Consider the following 14,125-nt stretch of genomic DNA (forward strand, 5'->3'; position numbering starts at 1 on the left):
CTCGGCCGCGTCCTCGGCGCGGACATCGTCTCGCCGATCAGTGTCCCGGCGCACGACAACTCCGCGATGGACGGCTACGCGCTGCGCGGCACCGACCTGCGGGCGGACGCCGACACCGTGCTCACCGTCGCCGGCACGGTCCACGCGGGCGACGTGCCGGACTTCGCGCTCGCGGCCGGCCAGTGCGTGCGGATCATGACGGGCGCCGTGATGCCGGCCGGGCTGGACACGGTGATACCGCAGGAGCTTTGCACCGCGGCCGACGGCGTGGTGCGCATCCGCCCCGGCACGGTTCGCACTGGCGACAACCGCCGCTTGCAAGGCGAAGACCTCCGCACCGGCCACCCCGCGCTCACCACCGGCCAGCGGCTGCGCCCGGCCGACCTCGGGCTGATCGCGTCGCTGGGCATCGGCGAGGTGACGGTGGTCCGGCGGCTGCGGGTGGCGCTGTTCTCCACCGGCAACGAGCTGCGCACGCTGGGCCAGCCGCTGGACGCCGGCTGCATCTACGACAGCAACCGCTACAGCCTGATGGGGGCGCTGGCCCGGCTGGACGTGGAGATCATTGACCTCGGCCTCGTGCGCGACGACCCGGTGGCACTGGCCGCGACGCTCGACGAGGCGATCGCTCGGGCGGACGTGGTGCTGACCAGCGGCGGCGTGAGCGTCGGGGATGCGGATCACACGAAAGACCTGCTGGCCCGTCGGGGCGACGTGGCGTTCTGGAAGGTGGCGATGCGGCCGGGGCGGCCGTTCGCGTTCGGGCCGCTGCACCGTGCGGACGGCCGCTCGCCCGCGTGGCTGTTCGCGCTGCCGGGCAATCCGGTGGCGGCGCTGGTCACGTTCTACGCCTTCGCCCGCGATGGCCTGCTGCAGCTCGCCGGCGCCCATCCCTCGCCGCTGCCGACGCTGCGCGTGCGCTGCACCACCGCCATCCGCAAGCGCCCCGGTCGCAGCGAGTTCCAACGCGGCATCGTCAGCGTCGGAGCGGATGGCCAGTGGGAAGTCCGCCTGACCGGGACACAAGGCGCGGGCGTGCTGCGCAGCATGAGCGAGGCCAATGCGCTGGTCGTGCTCGGCCATGCGCAGACCTCGGTGGCGGCAGGCGATGCGGTGAACGTCTGGCTGTTCGACGGGCTGGTGTAACGGCCGGTCCGAGGGGGTGGCACGTTCACGCCCTCGCAGCGGAGCAGTTTCGCCGGAAGTGTTGTCTCCTGGTACACCGGCCCCGGACTTACCCGCAGCGCGAACCCTGCCGAAGTGTCTCCAGCTAGTAGGATCCCCAAGGTTTCCTAGCACAGGCGAGGTGGCACATTTGTTGCCCGGGAATAGCTCCCGAACGGCATCTGTTCCAGCCGTTGTGACATCCACCTCACTGAGGAGACCAACCATGCAGAAAAAACTGTTGAGCTTGCTGGTATGCGCCGGCCTGTCGTCGATGGCCCACGCCACCGTGACCGACAAGATGATCGAGAACGACGCAGCCTCGACGGGCGACGTGCTGAGCTGGGGCATCGGCCAGCAAGGCCAGCGCTATTCCCCGCTCAAGCAGATCAACCCGTCGAGCATCAACAAGCTCGTGCCGGTGTGGAGCTTCTCGTTCGGCGGTGAAAAGCAGCGCGGCCAGGAATCGCAGCCGGTGATCCACAACGGCAAGATGTTCGTCACGGCGTCGTACTCGCGGATCTTCGCGCTGGACGCCAAGACCGGCGCCAAGCTGTGGAAGTACGAGCACCGCCTGCCCGACGGCATCATGCCCTGCTGCGACGTGATCAACCGCGGCGCGGCGCTGTATGACAACCTCGTCATCTTCGCCACGCTGGACGCGCAACTCGTCGCCCTGAACCAGGACACCGGCGACGTGGTCTGGAAGGAAAAGATCGACGACTACGCCGCGGGCTACTCCGCCTCGGCCGCCCCGCTGATCGCCGAAGGTCTGCTGCTGACCGGCGTGTCCGGTGGCGAGTTCGGCATCGTCGGCCGCGTCGAAGCGCGTGACCCCAAGACCGGCAAGATGGTCTGGAGCCGCCCGACGGTCGAAGGCCACATGGGCTACAAGTACGACAAGGACGGCAACAAGACCGAGAACGGCATCTCCGGCGAGCAAGGCAAGACCTGGCCGGGCGACCTGTGGAAGACCGGCGGCGCGGCAACGTGGCTGGGCGGCACCTACAACGGCAAGACCGGTCTGGCCTACTTCGGCACCGGCAATCCGGCCCCGTGGAACAGCCACCTGCGCAAGGGCGACAACCTGTTCTCGACCTCCACCGTCGCCATCGACGTGAAGACGGGCCAGATCAAGTGGCACTACCAGAGCACCCCGAACGATGCCTGGGACTACGACGGCGTCAACGAGTTCATCACCTACGACGAAGGCGGCCAGATCCTCGGCGGCAAGGCCGACCGCAACGGCTTCTTCTACGTGAACGACGCCAAGACCGGCAAGCTGGTCAACGCCTTCCCGTTCGTCAAGAAGATCACCTGGGCCACCGGCATCGACCTGAAGACGGGCCGCCCGAACTTCGTGCCTGAAAACCGCTCGGGTGATCCGACCCAGGGCGCCGACGGCAAGAAGGGCACCTCGGTGTTCGCCGCCCCGTCCTTCCTGGGCGGCAAGAACCAGATGCCAATGGCCTACTCGCCGGACACGAAGCTGTTCTACGTGCCGGCCAACGAATGGGGCATGGAAATCTGGAACGAGCCGGTCAGCTACAAGAAGGGTGCTGCCTACCTGGGCGCCGGCTTCACGATCAAGACGCTGTCGGACGGCCCCATCGGTGCCATGCGCGCCATCGATCCGAAGACCGGCAAGATCGTCTGGGAAGCGCCGAACAACGCCCCGCTGTGGGGTGGTGTGCTGACCACGGGCGGCAACCTGGTGTTCTGGGGCACGCCGGAAGGCTACCTGCAGGCGGCAGACGCCAAGACCGGCAAGATCGTCTGGAAGTTCCAGACCGGCTCCGGCGTCGTGGCCCCTCCGATCACCTGGTCGGACAAGGGTGAGCAGTATGTCGCCGTGGCCTCCGGCTGGGGCGGCGCCGTCCCGCTGTGGGGTGGCGACGTGGCCAAGAAGGTCAGCTTCCTCGAACAGGGTGGCTCGGTGTGGGTGTTCAAGCTCGCGAAGTAAACTGAGTACGCTTCGGCCGGCCTTGGTCGGTCCGACACGAAGCCCTGCAGCCCCGCGCCGCAGGGCTTTTTTCATTGACACCCGGAACCCGAGACACCGACATGAAAGCCATCTGGAACGGCACCACCGTGGCCGAAAGCGACGACACCGTCGTCATCGAAGGCAACCACTACTTCCCCCCCGAGTCGCTGCGCCAGGACTGCGTGCTGTCGAGCAACCACCGCACGATGTGTTCGTGGAAAGGCGAGGCGCGTTACCTGAGCCTGTTCGTCAACGGCGAGGTGAATCCGGACGCGGTCTGGTTCTATCCGGAGCCGAAGGAGGCTGCGGCGGAGATCAAGGGGCGGGTGGCGTTCTGGAAGGGGGTGCGGGTCACGGAGTGACCGGGCCTGTACGCCCCCTACGCTGAACTGCGGGCCGCCTCCCCGTGCAGCCAGGTCAGGAAGGCATCCACCGTCGGCCGCTTGGCATGCCGCGCCGGGTAGACCGCGAAATGGGCCTTCACGCGGATCGCCTTGTCCAGCCCGAACACCGGTCGCAGCCGCCCCTCGGCGATGTGCCGGCCCGCCAGTGTGGCGCTTTCGAGTGCCACACCCAAGCCCTGGATCGCCGCGTCCACCGCCATCAGCGCCCGGTCGAAGCGCAGTGAAAACCGCTCCGGCGCCCGCTGGCCGGTGTACTCGGCGAACCAGTCGGACCACTGCACCACGTTGACGTTGCTCTGGATCAGCGGCACCTGGGGCAACTGCTCGACCTGCTTGAGCCGGTGCTCGCGGATGAAGGCCGGGCTGGCCAGCGGCACGATGCCCTCCTCGAACAGCGGCTCGATCACCACGTCCGGCCAGCGCGGCACGCCGTAGCGGATGTCCAGATCGGCCTGCCCTAGGGCGAAATCGCTGTGGGTGTGCGCGGCAGACAGGTTGAGCGAAATCTCCGGGCACGCCTGCGCAAACCCTTTCAGGCGCGGCATCAGCCACAGGCTGGCGATGCTCGGCGAGGAGTGGACGTACAGGCTGGTGCCCACGCCCTGCTTCAGGTCGTCGGTCGCCGCCGCGATGGCCGACAGCGCGCCACCGATGCGCCCGAGGTACTGCTCGCCGGCCGTGCTCAACCGGACGCCATGCGCACTGCGCTCCAGCAGGCGCACCCCCAGATCCGCCTCCAGCCGGGCGATCTGGTGGCTGACCGCCGAGGCCGTGAGGTGCAGCTCCGCCGCGGCCAGCGCAAAGCTGCGTCGGCGGGCAACCGCTTCGAAGGCCATCAGATTGGCCACGGGTGGCAGGTTGGCCATCGGGTCTTCCCTGTCGTTGAATGAATATCTGTCATCTTAGGCTGATGACTCTTCGCTTGTCATCATGCAAGCAACTCCGCACCATGCGCGGCATTCCCCATCCACATCCACCCCACTGCTTCGCACTCAGGAGATCGACGACATGCTGCTCAAGGACAAAGTTGCCCTCATCACCGGCGGCGCCGGCCGCAACGGCCTCGGTTACGCCACCGCCCGGATGATGGCCGCACAGGGCGCCCGCGTGGTCATCCTCGATCTGGCCCACACCGGGCCGGCCGCCGCCGCCGCCGACCTGGGCGAGGGCCACATGGGCGTCGTCGCCGACGTGACGGACAAGGCGTCGTGCGACGCCGCCGCCGCCGCCATCCTGCAGCAGATGGGCCGCATCGACATCCTGGTCAACAACGCCGGCATCACCCAGCCCGTGAAGACGCTGGACATCACCGGTGCCGACTACGACCGCATCCTCGACGTCAGCCTGCGCGGCACGCTCTACATGTCGCAGGCCGTGATCCCGGCGATGCGCGCCCAGCAGTCGGGCGCGATCTGCTGCGTGTCCTCGGTGTCGGCGCAGCGCGGCGGCGGCATCCTGGGTGGCCCGCACTACTCGGCGGCCAAGGCGGGCGTGCTGGGTCTGGCGCGTGCGATGGCCCGCGAGTTCGGCATCGACGGCATCCGCGTCAACTGCGTGACGCCGGGCCTGATCGCCACCGACATCAACAAGGGTCTGATCCCCGACGACAAGATGAAGACCATCCTCGAAGGCATTCCGCTGAACCGCATCGGCGAACCCAACGACGTGGCCGGCTGTCTGGTCTTCCTCGCCAGCGATCTCGCCAAGTACCTCACTGGCGTGACGCTGGATGTCAACGGCGGCATGTTGATCCACTGATCTGCTGATCCCTGATCCACCGTCCCATCACGCAACCCAGACCAAGATCCCCAGGAGACAAGACATGATCGACCGCAACACCTTCACCCGCACCCTGTTCGCGCTGGCCATCAGCGCCCTCGTGCCACTGGCCGCGCACGCCCAGGCCGCCCTCAAGCTGACGCTGGGCCACGGCGCCGCCCCCGGCAACCCGCGCCATGAAGCGGCCGTCAAGTTCGCCGACACGCTCAAGGCCAAGTCCGGCGGGCGCATCGAGGTGCAGGTGGCGCCGTCCGCCCAGCTCGGCGACGACGCCGCGATGATCACGGCCCTGCGCACGGGCGCCCTCGACATGTCGGCCAACTCGCAAGGGGCGATGGCCAACGCGGTGCCGGAGTACGCCGCGTTCGGGATGCCCTTCCTGTTCGCCAACCTGTCGCAAGCGTGGAAGCTGCTCGACGGCCCGCTGGGCAAGGAGCTGGCCGACAAGAGCGCCGAGAAGGGCATGGTCGTGCTGGGCTACTGGGACAACGGCATCCGCCACATGAGCAACAGCAAGAAGCCGCTGCTCAAGCCGGAAGACCTGAAGGGAATGAAGATGCGCACGCCGCCCGACGCGGTGACGGTGGACATCATGCAGGCCCTCGGGGCCGAGGCGCAGCAAATCAAGTTCGCCGAGCTGTACGTCGCGCTGCAGCAGGGCGTGGTGGACGGGCAGGAAAACCCGCTGATGAACATCCACGCCAGCAAGCTCTACGAAGTGCAGAAGTTCATCTCGCTGACGGGCCACAAGTACGAGATGACGCCCTTCGTGATGAGCAAGCGCACCTGGGACAAGCTCTCGGAGGCCGACCGCAAGGCGGTGCATGAATCGGCGGTCGAGGCCACCGCGCTGCAGCGCCGCCTGTCGCAGGAAGCCGATGACAAGCTCATCGCCGACCTGAAGGCCAAGGGCGTGCGCGTGGACACCGTGGACAAGTCGGCGTTCGAGAAGAGCACCGCCAACGTCGATGACAAGTGGATGGCCAGCCCGATCGGCCCGTTCGTCAAGAAGGTCATCGCCGGCGCCCGCGCCAACTGATCCGACTGAGCCACCCGACCCACCCTGGTCTTTCTGAAGGAGATGGCGATGAGCGTCGCTGACGCAGGCCCCGGCCTGCTCGAACGGAGCGTGACCGGGTTGTGCCGGGGCGTGCTGTGGGTGTCCACCTCGGTGATCTTCGTGATCCTGGTGGCCAACACAGTGTTGCGCTATGCCACCGGATCCAGCCTGCAATGGGCCAACGAGGTGCCCGAGCTGCTGTTCCCGTGGCTGGTGATGGCCGGCGTGGTGCTGGCCGCGCAGCAGGGGGCGCACATCGCCACCACCTTCCTGATGGAGGCAGTGTCGCCGGCGGTCGGGCGCCTCGTCGCCGTGCTGAGCTGGGGGGTGGTCGCGGGGCTGTACGCAACGCTGACGGTCTCCACCTGGCGGATGCTGGACATCGTGCATGACGAGAAGTCACCGATCCTGCAACTGCCCGGCTCGATCACCTACGCCTGCGTGATGGTCGGCATGGCGTTGCTGGCAGTGCTGGCGGTGCAGTCGGCGTGGCGCGCCTGGACGACCACCCCGACCGCCGCCGACCCTTCCGCCGAGCCCGTCGTGCCGGTGGCGCACTGGTGAGCCGCGTCCGATCCAACCCTACACCCGCGAAGACCTCGACATGAGTGCCCTCATCCTTCTCGTGTTCATGGGTGCGGCCATCGCGGCCATGCCCATTGCCCATGCCCTGCTGCTCGCCGCCATGGCGGCAGCCGCCACGTCCGACCGGGTGCCGATCGACCTGCTGGTGCAGCAGATGGTGGCCCAGGTGCAGAGCTTCCCGCTCATCGCCATCCCCTTCTTCATGCTGACCGGCACGCTCATGATGGGCGGCAAGCTCGGCGAGGCGCTGGTCGGCGTGCTCTCCGCGCTGATCGGCCGCTACCACGGCGGGCCGGCGCAGGTGGGCGTGCTGTCCTCGACGCTGTTCGGCGGCGTGTCCGGCTCGGCGGTGGCGGATGCCTCGGCCATCGGCTCGCTGCTCATCCCCTGGCACCAGCGGCTGGGCTATCCGGCGGCGTTCTCGGCGGCCACGCTGGCGGCGGCGGCCACGATCGACATCCTGATCCCGCCGTCGATCCCGATGATCCTGTTCGCGCTGTCGTCCAACGCCTCGATCGCCTCGCTGTTCGTGGCGGGCGTGCTGCCGGGGCTGCTGATGTGCGCGGGCTTCATGGCCGCGTGCTGGTGGGTCGGCAAGCGGCGCAATTTCCCGCGCGACACCACCCCATTCAACGCCACCGCCTTCACCCGGCACCTCGCCTACGCCTCGCCCGCAGTGGTGCTGCCGGTGCTGATCATCATCTTCCTGCGCTTCGGCATCGCCACGCCCACCGAAGTCGCGGTGCTGTCCACGCTCTACGCCGGGGTGGTCTCGGCCGCGATCTACCGCGACCTCGACTGGAAGCGCCTGAACGCCGCCGTCATCGAGGCGGGTCTGGCCACGGGCGTGGTGCTGCTGGTGATCATGGCGTCGGCGGCCATCGGCTGGCTGCTCACCTTCGACCAGATGCCGCAGGGCGTCGTGCAGTGGGTGCAGCAGAACGTGCAGTCCAAGTGGCTGGTCATCCTGATGATGAACCTGCTGATGCTGTTCCTGGGCATGTTCATCGACCTGCCGGCCGCCGTGCTGCTGCTGACGCCCGTGTTCGTGCCGCTGGCCAACAGCATCGGCATGGACATGACGCAGCTCGGGATCATGATGGTCGTCAACCTCGCCATCGGCCTCTACACCCCGCCGGTCGGCACGACGCTGTTCATCACCAGCGCGCTGGCCAAGGTCAAGGTGGGCCAGACGGTGCGCGAACTCGGGCCGTTCTACCTCGTCGCGTTCTTCGTGCTGGTGCTCGTGTCCTACGTGCCGGCCAGCATCCTGCGCTGAACCGTTTCTCTCTCGATCCGAAGGACTTTCCATGACCGACACGTCCGCCCGACTGGACGCCCTGGACGCGCTCGCCGCCGCCGCCCACCGCATCCGCCGCTACGCGCTGCGCATGGGCGAGGTGCAGGGCCAAGGCTATGTGGGCCAGGCCCTCGGCTGGGCCGACGTGCTGGCCGTCGCCTACCGGCACGCGCTGCACCTCCAACCCCACGACCCGCAGTGGGAGGGCCGTGACCGATTCCTGCTCTCGCACGGCCACTACGCCATCGCACACTACGCCGCCTTGATCGAAGCCGGCGTCCTGCCCGAAAGCGAACTGGAAACCTACGGCAGCGACGACAGCCGCCTGCCGATGTCGGGCATGGCGACCTACACGCCCGGCATGGAAATGTCCGGCGGCTCGCTCGGCCAGGGGCTGGTCATCGGCGTCGGCATGGCGCTCGGACTGAAGCAGAAGAAGAACCCGGCCTTCGTCTACAACTCGATGTCCGACGGCGAACTCGACGAAGGCTCGACCTGGGAAGCCGCGATGGGCGCCGCCCACCACCGGCTCGACAACCTGATCTGCCTGATCGACATCAACAACCAGCAGGCGGACGGCCCTTCCAGCAAGGTCATGGGCTTCGAGCCGCTGGCGGACAAGTGGGCGGCGTTCGGCTGGCATGTGCAGCGGGTGGATGGCAACGACCTCGCCACCGTGCTGCAAGCCTTCGACACGGCGCGTGTACTCACCGAGCCGAAGCCCCGCGTGATCCTGTTCGACACGCTGATGGGCAAGGGCGTGCCCTTCCTGGAAACCCGCGACAAGAACCACTTCATCCGCGTCGATCCGCCCGAGTGGCAGCTCGCCCTCGACCACCTCGACGCCACCGCGCCGCAAGGAGCCGCCGCATGAACGCCCCCGTGAACCCTGCTGCATCGGCCACCACGCCGGCCAAGAAACCCCGCCTGACCACCTCGGCCATGATCGCCTCGATCGCCTCCGAGGGGCAGCGCGTCACCGCCGCCCCGTTCGGCAAGGCGCTGGTCGAACTCGCGGCGCAGCGGCCCGAGATCGTCGGCCTGACGGCCGATCTCGCCAAGTACACCGACCTGCACCTGTTCGCCCAAGCCTACCCCGACCGCTTCTACCAGATGGGCATGGCCGAGCAGTTGCTCATGGGCGCGGCCGGCGGCATGGCCAAGGAAGGGCTGGTGCCGTTTGCCACGACCTATGCGGTGTTCGGCACGCGCCGGGCCTACGACTTCATCCACCAGGTGATCGCCGAGGAGAACCTCAACGTCAAGATCTGCTGCGCCCTGCCCGGACTGACCACCGGCTACGGCCCCAGCCACCAGGCGACCGAAGACCTGGCGATGATGCGCGGCATTCCGGGGCTGACCATCGTCGATCCCTGCGACGCGCTCGACATCGAACAGGCCGTGCCGCAGATCGCCGCGCACAAGGGCCCCGTCTACATGCGCCTGCTGCGGGGCCAGGTGCCGCGGGTGCTCGACGAGATCGAGGGCTACCGCTTCGAACTCGGCAAGGCCAAGCTGCTGCGCGACGGCGCGGACGTGCTGGTCATCTCCAGTGGCCTGCTGACGATGCGGGCGCTGGAGGTGGCGCAGGATCTGGCGGCGGACAACATCGGCGTGGCCGTGCTGCACTGCCCGACCATCAAGCCGCTGGACGAAGCCGCGATCGTCGAGGCCGTGCGCTACCAGCACCGGCTGGTGGTGGTGGCGGAGAACCACTCGGTCATCGGCGGCCTGGGCGAAGCGGTGGCCAGCACGCTGCTGCGCCACCGCGTGCAGCCGGCCGGCTTCCAGCTCGCGGGCCTGCCGGACGCCTTCCTCGACGCCGGCGCCCTGCCCACGCTGCACGACCGCTACGGCATCAGCCGCGAAGTGCTCGGCACGCGCATCAAGACCTGGCTGCGTTGACATGACCGCGCCGGCCCCGACCGCCCTCGCCCACGCCATCCGTTTCCTGGCCATCGACGCCATCGTGCGGGCCACCGAAGGCCACCAGGGGGTGCCGCTGGGCATGGCGGAAATCGCCACCGCCCTCTACACCCGGCACCTGAAGTTCAACCCCGCCGACCCGACCTGGCCCGACCGCGACCGCGTCGTGCTCTCCAACGGCCACGGCTCGATGCTGCTGTGGGCGCTGAACTACCTGACCGGCTACGAGAAGATTTCGCTCGACGAGATCCGGCGTTTCCGGGAACTGGGCGCGCACTGCGAAGGCCACCCGGAGTTCGACCCGAGCAAGGGCGTCGAGGTCACCACCGGCCCGCTCGGGCAGGGCATCGCCAACGCCTTCGGCATGGCGATCGCCGAAGCCTCGCAGCGCGCCCGCTTCGGTGCCGGGCTGGTCGATCACTTCACCTATGCCTTCGTCGGCGATGGCTGCCTGCAGGAAGGCATCGGGCAGGAGATGATTTCGCTGGCGGGTCACCTGCGGCTGGGCCGGCTGGTGCTGCTCTGGGACGACAACCAGATCACCGACGACGGCAGCACCGCCCTGTCAATCAGCGAGGACGTGGCCGAACGCTTCCGCGTCGCCGGCTGGCATGTCGCCGAGGTGGACGGGCACGACATCGAGGCCGTGTCCGTCGCCCTCGATGCGGCGCGGCACGATCCCCGCCCGTCGCTGCTCGCCTGCCGCACCGTGATCGCCCGCGGGCTGGCGCGCTTGCAGGGCCAGCGCGGCGGCCACAGTGCGCGGCTGTTTCCCGAGGATGCCGACGCGGCCCGCCAGATGCTGGACTGGCCGTACCCGCCGTTCGAGACACCCGAGCCAGTGTTGCAGGCATGGCGCACCGCCGGCACCCGCAACCAACCCGCGCACGCCGACTGGACCGCCCGACGCGAAGCCTTGCCCGCCGCCGAGCGCACTGAATTCGACCGCGTCCTGACCGGCGAGCTGCCCGCAGGCTGGCGCGAAACGCTGCACACGTACAAGCGCGAAGCCCTCGCCGCCCAGCGGGTGCAGGACGCGCCGGGCGGCATCCTCATCTCCGCCGACATCAACGACCGGCTGACCGACGTGCTGCCCGAGCGCATGGTCGGCTGCGCGGACCTGGAAGCCCCCACCAGCCACAAGCGGCGCCTGCACGCCTTCACCGCCGACGATCCGACGGGCGCCTACGTCCACTGCGGCGTGCGCGAACACCTGATGGCGGCGATGGCCAATGGCATGGCGGCCCACGGCGGCGTCATCCCGCTGGCCGTCACCTACCTCGCCTTCGCCGACTACGAGCGGCCGGCGATGCGGATGGCGGCGCTGATGGGCCTGCCGGTGAAGTTCGTCTTCAGCCACGACTCGATCGGCGTGGGCAAGAACGGCCCGACGCACCAGCCGGTGGAAATCCTGGCCTCGCTGCGGGCCATGCCCAACATGCTGGTGCTGCGCCCGGCCGACGCGGTGGAAGCCGCCGAGTGCTGGGAGGTCGCGCTGGCGCACCGCAGCGGCCCGGTCAGTCTGGTGTTCGCCCGGCAGGCGCTGCCCACGGTGCGCCGCCCTTCAGCCGATGGCGACGACAGCGACAACCGCAGCCGCCGCGGTGGCTACGTGCTGGCCGAAGCCGAGGGTGGGCCACGCGCCGCCACGCTGCTGGCGACCGGCTCCGAAGTCGCCATCGCCTTGAAGGCGCGCGATCTACTGCAAGCCAAAGGCGTGCCGACGGCCGTGGTCTCGATGCCATGCTGCGAACGCTTCGATGCGCAGGACGCGGACTACCGGCGAGCCGTGCTCGCGCCGGGGTCGGTGCGCGTGGCCATCGAGGCGGCGGTGCGCTTCGGCTGGGACCGCTACCTCGGCGACGAGGGCGGCTTCGTCGGCATGGTCGGGTTCGGCGCGTCCGGGTCGGCCGATGCGCTGTACGAGAAGTTCGGCATCACCCCAGCCGCTGTAGTGGCGCAGGTGCGGCAGTTGCTGGCGCGGCGGGCCTGACGCAGCAGACCACGGGGGCGCGGATCAGACGATCCGCCCCTTGTCGATCCGCAGAATCCGGTCACACCGCCCGGCCAGCTCCGGATCATGCGTGACCAGCACGAAGGCCGTGCCGCGCTCGCGGGCCAGCGCCAGCATCTGCGCGAAGACGCCGCCGGCCGTCTCGCGGTCGAGGTTGCCGGTCGGCTCGTCGGCCAGCACGCACGCCGGGTCCGTCACCAGCGCCCGCGCAATCGCCACCCGCTGGCGCTCGCCGCCGGACAGCTCGCCCGGCCGGTGGTCCAGCCGCTCGCCCAGCCCCATCAGCCGCAACTGCTGCGCGGCCCGCTCCCGCGCCTGCGCGATCGGCTGGCGGCGCATCAACAGCGGCATCGCCACGTTGTCGAGCGCCGTGAACTCGGGCAGCAGGTGGTGGAACTGGTAGACGAAGCCGAGGTGCTGGTTGCGCCAGCGGCCTTGCTCGGTCGCATTCATCGTCGCCAGATCGCGCCCGGCCAGCGTCACGCGCCCGGCGTTCGGCGCGTCCAGCCCGCCGAGCAGGTGCAGCAGCGTGCTCTTGCCAGAACCCGACGCCCCGATGATCGCCACCGTCTCGCCGCGCCGGATCGCCAGATCGACGCCGTGCAGCACCGTGACATCCAGCCCCCGCGGGCCGCCCTCCTGGAAGCGCCGGACCAAGCCGGTCGCCTGCAGGATCACCGAGCCGTCGTTCATCACGTTCGCCTCACTCATAGCGCAGCGCCTCCGCCGGGTTGACACGGCTGGCGCGCCAGCTCGGGTACAGCGTCGCCACGAACGCCAGCACCAGCGAAATCACGCCGATCGGCACGATGTCGCTGGCCTGCGGATCGCTAGGCATGCGCGAGATCAGGTAGACGCTGCTCGGCAGGAAGGTCGTGTGCAGCAACTGCTCCAGCGCCGGCACGATCACACCGACGTTCAGCGCCACCAGCAGCCCCAGCGCCAGCCCGGCCAGCGTGCCCATCACCCCGGACGCCGCGCCCTGCACCATGAAGATCCCCATCACCGACCGCGGACTCGCCCCCAGCGTGCGCAGGATGGCGATGTCGGCCTGCTTGTCGGTCACCGTCATCACCAGCGTCGAGACGAGGTTGAACGCCGCCACCGCGACGATCAGCGTCAGGATGATGAACATCATGCGTTTCTCGATCTGCACGGCGTCGTACCAGGCGGCGTTGGTGCGGGTCCAGTCGCGCACGAGGAACTGCGGGCCGAGCGAGGCGGTCAGTTCGGCCGACACTTCGCGGGCACGCTGCTGGTCCTTGAGGCGCAACTGCACGCCCTGCGGCCCGCCGGTGCGGAACAGGCGGGCGGCGTCGTCGATGTGCATCAGCGCGAGGCCGCTGTCGTATTCGTAGTGCCCGGCGTTGAACACCCCGACCACCGTCACCTGCTTCAGCCGCGGCACCACGCCGGCCGGCGTCGTCTGGCCGCTTGGCGTGACCAGCGTGACCGAATCGCCTTCGACCACACCCATCGAGCGTGCCAGTTGCGCCCCCAGCACGACGCCCCAGGCGCCCGGCTGCAGCTTCTTCAGCGCGGTGTCCTTGAGCTGCGCGGCCAGCGGAGTGACGTGCGATTCCTCCTCGGGCGAGATGCCGCGGACCATCACGCCGTGCATGTCCTCGCCGCGGGCGATCAGCGCCTGTGCGGAGACAAACGGCGCGGCGGCGGCGACCTGCGGGTTCTTCAACGCGGCGTCGGCCAGCGTCTGCCAGCGGTCGAGGCCACTGCCGGTGGTGTCGAAGATCTCGACGTGGGCGATCACGCTGAGCATGCGGTCGCGGACCTCCTTCTGGAAACCGTTCATCACGCTGAGCACGATGATCAGCGCCGCCACGCCGAGCGCGATGCCCAGCATGGACACGCCGCTGATGAAGGAGATGAAGGCGTTGCGACGACCGGCGCG

General features: G+C 68.8%; 13 protein-coding genes. 10 read left to right on the forward strand and 3 right to left on the reverse strand.

The annotated features are described in order from the left end of the window. The 3 genes from moeA to QZW52_RS15345 all read left to right on the forward strand — a co-directional run. Positions 1-1,146, forward strand: a 1,146-nt coding sequence (moeA, locus tag QZW52_RS15335) for a molybdopterin molybdotransferase MoeA (protein WP_294000392.1), incomplete at its 5' end; no start/stop codon positions are given. A 244-nt stretch (positions 1,147-1,390) separates the two neighbouring features. After that, complete coding sequence (locus QZW52_RS15340) at positions 1,391-3,127, forward strand: PQQ-dependent methanol/ethanol family dehydrogenase (protein WP_294000394.1); 1,737 nt, start codon at positions 1,391-1,393, stop codon at positions 3,125-3,127. Between the two features lie 101 nt (positions 3,128-3,228). Continuing rightward, entirely contained in the window at positions 3,229-3,510 is a 282-nt protein-coding gene (locus QZW52_RS15345; protein WP_294000396.1) for a DUF427 domain-containing protein, read from the forward strand. A gap of 17 nt (positions 3,511-3,527) precedes the next feature. Here the strand turns inward: QZW52_RS15345 and QZW52_RS15350 are convergent, their stop codons facing one another. Beyond that, a complete protein-coding gene (locus tag QZW52_RS15350) occupies positions 3,528-4,418 on the reverse strand; it encodes a LysR substrate-binding domain-containing protein (protein WP_294000398.1) in 891 nt (296 codons plus the stop codon). Between the two features lie 142 nt (positions 4,419-4,560). Here QZW52_RS15350 and QZW52_RS15355 point away from each other — a divergent pair, with 142 nt between their 5' ends. From QZW52_RS15355 to tkt, 7 genes are all read left to right on the forward strand, one after another. Then, the gene (locus QZW52_RS15355) at positions 4,561-5,310 is read left to right on the forward strand and encodes an SDR family NAD(P)-dependent oxidoreductase (RefSeq protein ID WP_294000400.1); all 750 of its coding nucleotides are present in this window, start codon (positions 4,561-4,563) and stop codon (positions 5,308-5,310) included. A 64-nt stretch (positions 5,311-5,374) separates the two neighbouring features. Beyond that, complete coding sequence (locus QZW52_RS15360) at positions 5,375-6,370, forward strand: TRAP transporter substrate-binding protein (protein WP_294000402.1); 996 nt, start codon at positions 5,375-5,377, stop codon at positions 6,368-6,370. Positions 6,371-6,418: 48 nt separating this feature from the next. Beyond that, positions 6,419-6,955, forward strand: coding sequence for a TRAP transporter small permease (locus QZW52_RS15365; protein WP_294000404.1), 537 nt, complete (start codon positions 6,419-6,421; stop codon positions 6,953-6,955). A 40-nt stretch (positions 6,956-6,995) separates the two neighbouring features. After that, complete coding sequence (locus tag QZW52_RS15370; RefSeq protein WP_294000406.1) at positions 6,996-8,255, forward strand: TRAP transporter large permease; 1,260 nt, start codon at positions 6,996-6,998, stop codon at positions 8,253-8,255. 31 nt (positions 8,256-8,286) lie between these two features. After that, positions 8,287-9,150, forward strand: coding sequence for a transketolase (locus QZW52_RS15375; RefSeq protein WP_294000408.1), 864 nt, complete (start codon positions 8,287-8,289; stop codon positions 9,148-9,150). Then, positions 9,147-10,181, forward strand: a complete 1,035-nt coding sequence (locus QZW52_RS15380; protein WP_294000410.1) for a transketolase family protein — start codon at positions 9,147-9,149, stop codon at positions 10,179-10,181. Before QZW52_RS15375 ends, QZW52_RS15380 begins: the two co-directional genes overlap by 4 nt. Position 10,182: 1 nt before the next feature. Beyond that, complete coding sequence (gene tkt / locus QZW52_RS15385) at positions 10,183-12,195, forward strand: transketolase (RefSeq protein ID WP_294000412.1); 2,013 nt, start codon at positions 10,183-10,185, stop codon at positions 12,193-12,195. 24 nt (positions 12,196-12,219) lie between these two features. Here tkt and QZW52_RS15390 read toward each other — a convergent pair whose 3' ends face one another. Both QZW52_RS15390 and QZW52_RS15395 read right to left on the reverse strand, forming a co-directional pair. Continuing rightward, positions 12,220-12,909, reverse strand: coding sequence for an ABC transporter ATP-binding protein (locus QZW52_RS15390; protein WP_294000415.1), 690 nt, complete (start codon positions 12,907-12,909; stop codon positions 12,220-12,222). Between the two features lie 10 nt (positions 12,910-12,919). Then, positions 12,920-14,125 (reverse strand): lipoprotein-releasing ABC transporter permease subunit (locus QZW52_RS15395; RefSeq protein ID WP_294000413.1); only part of this gene is annotated, 1,206 nt, incomplete at its 5' end.

This window comes from Sphaerotilus sp. (assembly GCF_013299175.1).
In the GTDB taxonomy this organism is placed as follows: domain Bacteria; phylum Pseudomonadota; class Gammaproteobacteria; order Burkholderiales; family Burkholderiaceae_C; genus Sphaerotilus.

Coding starts and splice junctions, on each gene's coding strand:
- QZW52_RS15370 (WP_294000406.1), top strand. CDS start 6,996: ATGAGTGCCCTCATCCTTCTCGTGTTCATGGGTGCGGCCATCGCGGCC.
- QZW52_RS15345 (WP_294000396.1), top strand. CDS start 3,229: ATGAAAGCCATCTGGAACGGCACCACCGTGGCCGAAAGCGACGACACC.
- QZW52_RS15340 (WP_294000394.1), top strand. CDS start 1,391: ATGCAGAAAAAACTGTTGAGCTTGCTGGTATGCGCCGGCCTGTCGTCG.
- QZW52_RS15375 (WP_294000408.1), top strand. CDS start 8,287: ATGACCGACACGTCCGCCCGACTGGACGCCCTGGACGCGCTCGCCGCC.
- QZW52_RS15355 (WP_294000400.1), top strand. CDS start 4,561: ATGCTGCTCAAGGACAAAGTTGCCCTCATCACCGGCGGCGCCGGCCGC.
- QZW52_RS15380 (WP_294000410.1), top strand. CDS start 9,147: ATGAACGCCCCCGTGAACCCTGCTGCATCGGCCACCACGCCGGCCAAG.
- tkt (WP_294000412.1), top strand. CDS start 10,183: ATGACCGCGCCGGCCCCGACCGCCCTCGCCCACGCCATCCGTTTCCTG.
- QZW52_RS15350 (WP_294000398.1), bottom strand. CDS start 4,418: ATGGCCAACCTGCCACCCGTGGCCAATCTGATGGCCTTCGAAGCGGTT.
- QZW52_RS15365 (WP_294000404.1), top strand. CDS start 6,419: ATGAGCGTCGCTGACGCAGGCCCCGGCCTGCTCGAACGGAGCGTGACC.
- QZW52_RS15360 (WP_294000402.1), top strand. CDS start 5,375: ATGATCGACCGCAACACCTTCACCCGCACCCTGTTCGCGCTGGCCATC.
- QZW52_RS15390 (WP_294000415.1), bottom strand. CDS start 12,909: ATGAACGACGGCTCGGTGATCCTGCAGGCGACCGGCTTGGTCCGGCGC.